Raw genomic sequence first — 6,906 nt, 5'->3', positions numbered from 1 at the left:
AATCTCTACTACGTTCTCCCCTGATAGTGATAAAATCTCCGCATCAGAATTACCGAGAAACTCTATGTTTATCCATCATGTTAACGGCATCGACTGGCTGGTGATTACAGCTTTTGAAGAACTGAAAACTATATTTATCGAAGAAGCCGGTGCGATCCCCTTTTGCTTCTCTACCGCCAGCGAATTGAACCTGATTGATCAAGCCAAGCGCACTTATGGATATTTGCCTACACTCAGCGGCGTAATCACCGATACCGGCACTTTTCAAAGCCAGGGTAACGAAGAAGATTTGAACCCACAGCTTGCCTGCCTAGTTGAGGGGCGTGGTCGGGTGTTTATCTATCACGGCGGCTTTGTGGCTTTTGTGGATGACGAGCAAACCTTTATTACCCGAATGGACTGAAAATTATTCAGTAAGTTGAAATCAGCGAATTGGCATCCCTAGCCGTTCATCCGCAAGCGTTTCGTTTATTAACAGGGTGCGAATTGAATGGAGCCGGATCCTAGCTTCAATAAGAAAAGCAATGCTGCGGTTAACTGGCGAGCTGTATCCCTAGCAAGGAATGGGGCAAAAATGAGTCAGCCCCCCATACTTAAGGAAGAGTGTCGTAACTCAGTTTTTGCAAATATTATATCCATAGCTAAAGCCAGCCTAACTCTAGTGAGTGACTCAGTGTCTGGGAGAATATAGGGTAATCCTAAAAAATCATCTTATATCGCTCCATGGCCCCCATTTGGACATCCTTATTTGGATTAATCAGGATGTAATCTACCAGCTCCCGTACCACAGTGTGAGAAGCTATGTTATTACTCGGTTAGATTGGATTACAAAAAACAGCATTAAAGCCAAAATTAAAACCTAGCACCCTAAGTAAGCAGTAAATACTACCCAATTTACTACTGCTTTATTCACCGTCTCCGCAATATTGCGGCCATGTTCAGACCGTAAATACCGACTAACTCATGGTATAACTCAGGATAGCTATTGTGAATGGCTACCGGATTAGTAAAAAACAACTCAGATATTACTGCGAAATACTCTTCAGGCGGATAAAACATAATCTCATCATGAGAGTAGACATGGCCAACCATCTCACCCGGCGGTGCTGCACAATCAGGGATCAAATCTTCCTGTTGCGACTCTATATTTCCAAGATAGACCTCATAAGCCTCACGTATTACCGAAGTGCTACCTGACAGGCCATACATATGATCCAGAATATGGGCGAACTCGTGAACCACCAGATTTTGCCCCTCGATGATTTCAATCGATTCCTTCAAACAAGGCCTGGCGTTCAACCGCACCGTTGAGGTCTCATACGCATCACCATCAACCAGTAAATCGTCAGAACAAATATGAATCCACTTTACGCAAGAGAAATAGTCTGTTTGCTGCGCGCCCCCTACCAGAGCGGCATTGGCCGCGATCACCACCAGCAGGTTTTCCCTGTCTTCAATCTTGACATCGGGGCTGACCAGTACCGTCTTACCGTTATAGAACTCGTTGACGAAATGACAGATGATCTGTTGCTGCTCCTTCGATAAGAATGGATATAACGCCATTGAGGACAGCAAGGTGTCATGAACATTCTGAAACCTGCTCTTTGTCTTCTTACTTTTGCCCCAAAACATGCCAACTTTCCCTATCAAGAACTTAAATCTTAACTAATTACAAGCATACCATTTCTGAATGGAGAGGCTCTGTCTGGCAAAGTGCCCGATTAGCTTTGAGCTACTGCTTTTGATGTCAAGAAGGCTGAACCGTTTACATGCATTTGTATGTAAGCAGGTAACGAGTTATCGAATACTATAATTCGCGCCCAATAGAGCAATTAATCTTTCGAAAAATCGTCGTGTAATTTGCTCTGCTCAGCAAAGAACGATTTCCAGAAGTTTTCCGATATTTCAGACTCTGAGATATCTCTGCGGTCTGGCGCGAGCCAGTTCTCAACGAATGCATTTAAAGCCTCACTGTTACCCAATATTGCAAGGTCTATCAGTCTTGCAACGCCTCTAAAAACCTACCTATCGCTTACCACAAAAGCTATGCAACTTATCAAACTTATGCATTTCTGACGGCTTGCCAGGCAATCATCACTGTTGTGAGAAGGTCGTCAGGCAACGGGAAGGACACTCAACACCGTATCACCGGCAGATCCCGCCATTTGGTAGTGTACTGCGGTGACAGGAACTCGCGGCGCATCGCCCACTTGGGATTGATACCCTGGGCAGCCAGAAACAGAGTATCTGAGCCGTATTTCTGGTTCACTCCGTCGAACACCTGCATCAGGGCCGGATCGCTCGGCGCCGGGTTAAACAGATCGGCCTGGGCGTGGCAGCCGTCTTCCAAATCAATCAACCCGACCCCGACCTTATAATAGCGCACACCCGGCACAAACAGCTCATCGACCGCCCGGGTCGCGACCCGGGTCAGCAGCCGGCTGTCATCCGTCGGGTACGCAAATCGGTACTGGAATCGCCGGCTCACCGGCTGCTCGTCATAGGGAGAGTTGCCGGCAAAGATCAGCATATGCCGGCACAGCGACTGCTGCCGGCGTGCTTTCGCCGCCGCAATCCCCGCATGCTTGCACAGTGCCTGGGCCAACGCCGTTTTCAAGGTGATCCGCTCCCCCATGCTACGGGTCGAGAAGATCTGTTTCTTGTCCGCCCGCGCCTCATCCCACCCCTTGCAGGCTTGGCCATTGAGCTCGCGCACCGTGCGCTCCACCTCTACATTGAACGACTTTCGCGCCAGACCCGGGGGCATGCTTGCCAGCTGCAACGCTGTCTCGATCCCCATCAAAGCTAACCGCCGGGCAATCCGCCCGCCGATGCCCCAGATATCCCGGGTCGACATCTGCTCCAGCACCGCCTGCCACTGCGCCGGCTCGCGCAACACACAAACGCCCCGGTACCCGGCAATCTTCTTCGCGGAGTGGTTGGCCACCTTAGCCAGCGTCAGCGTCGGCCCCATCCCGACACAGACCGGCAACCGGCATTCTTTCCACACTGCCCGGCGCAGCGCAGCCGCGTGGGATTCCAGATCGGCAATCGCCCGCTCGCAGCGGGCAAACGAGAGAAAGGATTCATCGATTGAGTAGATGTGCTGCTCCGGGGCAAAGCGGCCGATCACTTCCATCATCCGGGCCGACAAATCACCGTAAAGCTCATAATTCGACGAACAGACGATCACCCCCCGCGCTTGACATAGCCCGCGCATCTCAAAATACGGTTTAAACTTCTCCACCCCGGCCTCCCGCGCCAGGCGGTTGGCCGCCACAATACAGCCGTCATTATTACTTAGCACAACCAGCGGCTTACCCCGCCAGTCCGGACGGAACACCTGCTCCGCTGAGCAATAGAAAGAATTGGCATCTACCAGGGCAAACATCATGACGGCAGTAACTGGCTGGCCCGGTGACAACGGATGGATCGCACCACTACCCCTTCGACCGAGAACTGATCATCACAGCCAACTGCCAGCGACCGGAACCCCGCCGCCGCCGACAATAATAAACGGCGCCGGGTATCGATGAGCTTGCAGACAAACTCGCCGTTATAGTTGGCGACAATCACATCGTGATCGGCTACCTGAACATGGCGATCGACAATGAGGATATCGCCGTCAAAAATGCCAACGCCCTCCATCGAGCGGCCCTGGGCCCGGCCGATAAAAGTAGCGCTGGGGTGCTCAACCAGAAGCTCGTCGAGGCTCAGGGGCAGTTGTAGGTAGTCGGCCGCCGGACTTTCAAAGCCGGTGATCCCGGCGCTGGCGCAAATCGGAATAACATTCATACTGAACAAATACTGTTTATTTATACAGTATTATTTTTATCAAGCGTGGCGCATTTTGCAAGCATCACGGAACACTGAACACGTAACAGGCTAAATGCTAAGCAAACATGGCAGTGATCAGCTTAAACGGCACCTGTTTGGCCTAGTTTAACAAGAGGTGGGCTGTGAATTTGTACCACAGGAAATCGCGATCTGCGACCACTAGATACGACCACAGTTTTGATTCAAACCAATGGTGAGCTAAGTCTCATGATGACCTGTTGGAGGGGGCTCCAGCAAGATTGTGTCACCTAGGACGTATCGGTTCATTCTCTTTCTGGCGAACACTAACAACGCCGAATATTCATTTCCGAGTTCTAATCCACATCATTGGCAAATACCATCGGATAGAGAACTAAACCATTTGAGTCTCTAAGTGCACTTAATTGTTCAACCACAGTGCCTGATGAAAAATGAAGTTGTGGGTTACAAAGGACACTATGAAGAATCCTGTCACCGTTTAAGCCAACAAAACCTTGAGCGTAAGGCAAAAGTACATATGTTGAACCTGATGCCTGTGGCCATACGAAACAGCCATCATCTCTTTTAATCATTTCGTCCAGATTGTCAGCTCCAGATGACATACTACACCGGTCTTGAAAACCATCATTTCCGCGCCACGATACAAAAAGCCGATATGATACCTCCCTCTTTTGACTGAGCCGTAAGATAATCCAGGCATCAGGCTTATGAACCCTCGATTCAGATTCTGGTGTAATAACGTTCATAGCAACCTACCTCATCTAAGATCTCAACAGGATTGGTAACCAATCCATCCGCGCTAATCCTCAATTTCAGCAGAGAAATCTTTATACCAGGAGGCACCATATCAAAAGAATTTATTGTCCTTTGGAGAATAGCTGCTCCGTAGACATTGTGACGCTGATACCCAGCTCGACTGGGGTGGTACGTAGAACCGCTCAACTGCTCTGATACAAACAAGCCGATTTTTGCATCATATATCAGGTTAAAGTCTTCAGCACCAGATGAAAGGCGACACGAATCGCCATCGAGATACCCGCCACTCCATGTACATAACACTTTATAGGAATGAGCACCGTTGTTGTTAATATGGAAGATCGTCCATCCATCTGGTGTGTACACACGCCCGTCAGAATTAATCATAATACGCCTCGCACCCATCCTTTATAAGTAGTAGAAAGAGCACTCATTTGGTAGCCTTTTTATATCTCTACCTTCTTTAAGTTTTCCAGACATTTCACGTGCTTTAACAGCTGTTTCCAAAACTCATAAATCGTTTCTCGTGCATCGTCGACATCAACAAATGAATACGAAATCTTGATTCGAGAAGGCTGAAACCGACCACTGCAGGTCTGATGTACACACAATTGAAATGATAATTGAAGATCAAATAAATCAGATTGCTTGGGCAAGGGGTAAACCAACCTTCGAGCTTGTCCTTGCTGGGAAAAAACTATTACCAGGGCTAACAATCGAAAATCATACCAATTCGTTACGAGCTGACTTTTGCTGACGTAAAGGCCATATTCATGCATCACAAGTGTTAACTCAATACCGCCTGGCACAGTGAGCGTATGTTCAAGGTTTAACACTTTTGGTGTATGCATATTGACTGCCTCCAATTGCGATTCTTCAATCTATGAACCTATACTGTATAAAAATACAGTATAGAGTAAATTATGAGGTTGCACAGAAATGGCTAGATATCACAACCTGAAAATCAAGCTGACTCCACGATACATTGAAGCCCTCCATGAACTAATGGAAGCTGAACTCGAAATGATGAAAGATCAAGATAAAGACTACAGCGAGTGCTGGGCCTGGGGCATCTGCACCGTCGGCAACTTTTCAAAACCTAACCACCTCAACCTTAAATTTGGTGATGATGCCTCTAAGCCGAAAGGTATGAAAAAGAGAACATGCGTCCGGGAAAACTGTTAGCTCCCCCGCCAAAGGAGGCGCGAAGTCATGCGCCATGAGAAGCTATAATTTCCAACTTTCCAATTCAATGCTGATGGGCAGGTCTATCCAGCACTTCAAGAGCAACTTCCCAGACTTCTTAGTTCAGGAAGATCAGGCTGGGATATATGCTTTTGGCTTTTCACTGAGCACGTTATAACGCTTACCCGGATTGCCCCTAATGCCGCAGTACTGAAGGAAGTATCATTCGAAGAAATGCTCAAACTTGGCAAGCTTGCTGAGAAGCTCACAGAGACCTACGACGGTCGGCCAGTTGATGCGGCAACCAGCGGCAATAGTGAGACTTTTGCAGCTTGCGTAGAGCATCTGCTGAATCCAGTTTACCGTAAAACCCTCGAGAAAAGCGTAGACTGGAAGGCCTATATCGGCGCACTTAGAGCGCAATAGAGCCTATGCTCGCTCCATATGCTGGACGAAATATGTGTCCAGCTCACATCATCACCGATAGCACTCATTCGGTGTAAAAAGTGCGGAAATTTAAATTTATTCGGTGCAAAAAGTGCGGTGAATCCCTTTCATTCGGTGTGAAAACTGTTTATCAGGCACCTCTATATGAGGAAATCAGGCATAATTTTGGACAAAAACGTGTTTCAAGTTGGCCTAGTGAATGTCTGGAAATAGCACAGAATTACCGCCTTTAGCAACTAAATCTCTACTACGTTCTCCCCTGATAGTGATAAAATCTCCGCATCAGAATTACCGAGAAACTCTATGTTTATCCATCATGTTAACGGCATCGACTGGCTGGTGATTACAGCTTTTGAAGAACTGAAAACTATATTTATCGAAGAAGCCGGTGCGATCCCCTTTTGCTTCTCTACCGCCAGCGAATTGAACCTGATTGATCAAGCCAAGCGCACTTATGGATATTTGCCTACACTCAGCGGCGTAATCACCGATAGCGGCACCTTTCAAAGCCAGGATAACGAAGAAGATTTGAACCCACAGCTTGCCTGCCTAGTTGAGGGGCGTGGTCGGGTGTTTATCTATCACGGCGGCTTTGTGGCTTTTGTGGATGACGAGCAAACCTTTATTACCCGAATGGACTGAAAATTATTCAGTAAGTTGAAATCGGCGAATTGGCATCCCTAGCAAGGAATGGGGCATAAG

General features: G+C 47.9%; 9 protein-coding genes. 3 read left to right on the top strand and 6 right to left on the bottom strand.

The genetic code is table 11. From position 1 onward, the window contains the following. Positions 1-64: 64 nt before the first annotated feature. Entirely contained in the window at positions 65-403 is a 339-nt protein-coding gene (locus tag L4D19_RS29900) for a cytosolic protein (protein ID WP_299790760.1), read from the top strand. A gap of 506 nt (positions 404-909) precedes the next feature. On the opposite strand, the gene L4D19_RS29895 is transcribed toward L4D19_RS29900, so the two are convergent. The 6 genes from L4D19_RS29895 to L4D19_RS29870 form a co-directional block, all read right to left on the bottom strand. Then, a complete protein-coding gene (locus tag L4D19_RS29895; protein WP_428455416.1) occupies positions 910-1,632 on the bottom strand; it encodes a zinc-dependent peptidase in 723 nt (240 codons plus the stop codon). A 502-nt stretch (positions 1,633-2,134) separates the two neighbouring features. Continuing rightward, a complete protein-coding gene (locus L4D19_RS29890) occupies positions 2,135-3,391 on the bottom strand; it encodes a Y-family DNA polymerase (protein ID WP_428455417.1) in 1,257 nt (418 codons plus the stop codon). Then, entirely contained in the window at positions 3,391-3,795 is a 405-nt protein-coding gene (locus L4D19_RS29885) for a S24 family peptidase (RefSeq protein ID WP_428455415.1), read from the bottom strand. Before L4D19_RS29885 ends, L4D19_RS29890 begins: the two co-directional genes overlap by 1 nt. A 356-nt stretch (positions 3,796-4,151) precedes the next feature. Continuing rightward, complete coding sequence (locus L4D19_RS29880; protein WP_428455414.1) at positions 4,152-4,562, bottom strand: hypothetical protein; 411 nt, start codon at positions 4,560-4,562, stop codon at positions 4,152-4,154. After that, entirely contained in the window at positions 4,537-4,959 is a 423-nt protein-coding gene (locus tag L4D19_RS29875) for a hypothetical protein (protein WP_428455413.1), read from the bottom strand. The genes L4D19_RS29880 and L4D19_RS29875 overlap by 26 nt, the downstream gene beginning before the upstream one ends. A 59-nt stretch (positions 4,960-5,018) precedes the next feature. Beyond that, positions 5,019-5,423, bottom strand: coding sequence for a hypothetical protein (locus tag L4D19_RS29870; protein WP_428455412.1), 405 nt, complete (start codon positions 5,421-5,423; stop codon positions 5,019-5,021). 88 nt (positions 5,424-5,511) lie between these two features. Here L4D19_RS29870 and L4D19_RS29865 point away from each other — a divergent pair, with 88 nt between their 5' ends. Next, positions 5,512-5,757, top strand: coding sequence for a hypothetical protein (locus tag L4D19_RS29865; RefSeq protein ID WP_428455411.1), 246 nt, complete (start codon positions 5,512-5,514; stop codon positions 5,755-5,757). A gap of 750 nt (positions 5,758-6,507) precedes the next feature. Then, entirely contained in the window at positions 6,508-6,846 is a 339-nt protein-coding gene (locus L4D19_RS29860; RefSeq protein WP_428455410.1) for a cytosolic protein, read from the top strand. Positions 6,847-6,906 lie beyond the last annotated feature (60 nt).

This window comes from Photobacterium kasasachensis (assembly GCF_050336885.1).
GTDB classification, from domain to species: domain Bacteria; phylum Pseudomonadota; class Gammaproteobacteria; order Enterobacterales; family Vibrionaceae; genus Photobacterium; species Photobacterium kasasachensis.
Note: the sequence above shows the minus strand (reverse complement) of the source record. Positions and strands in the feature narration are given on the sequence as shown.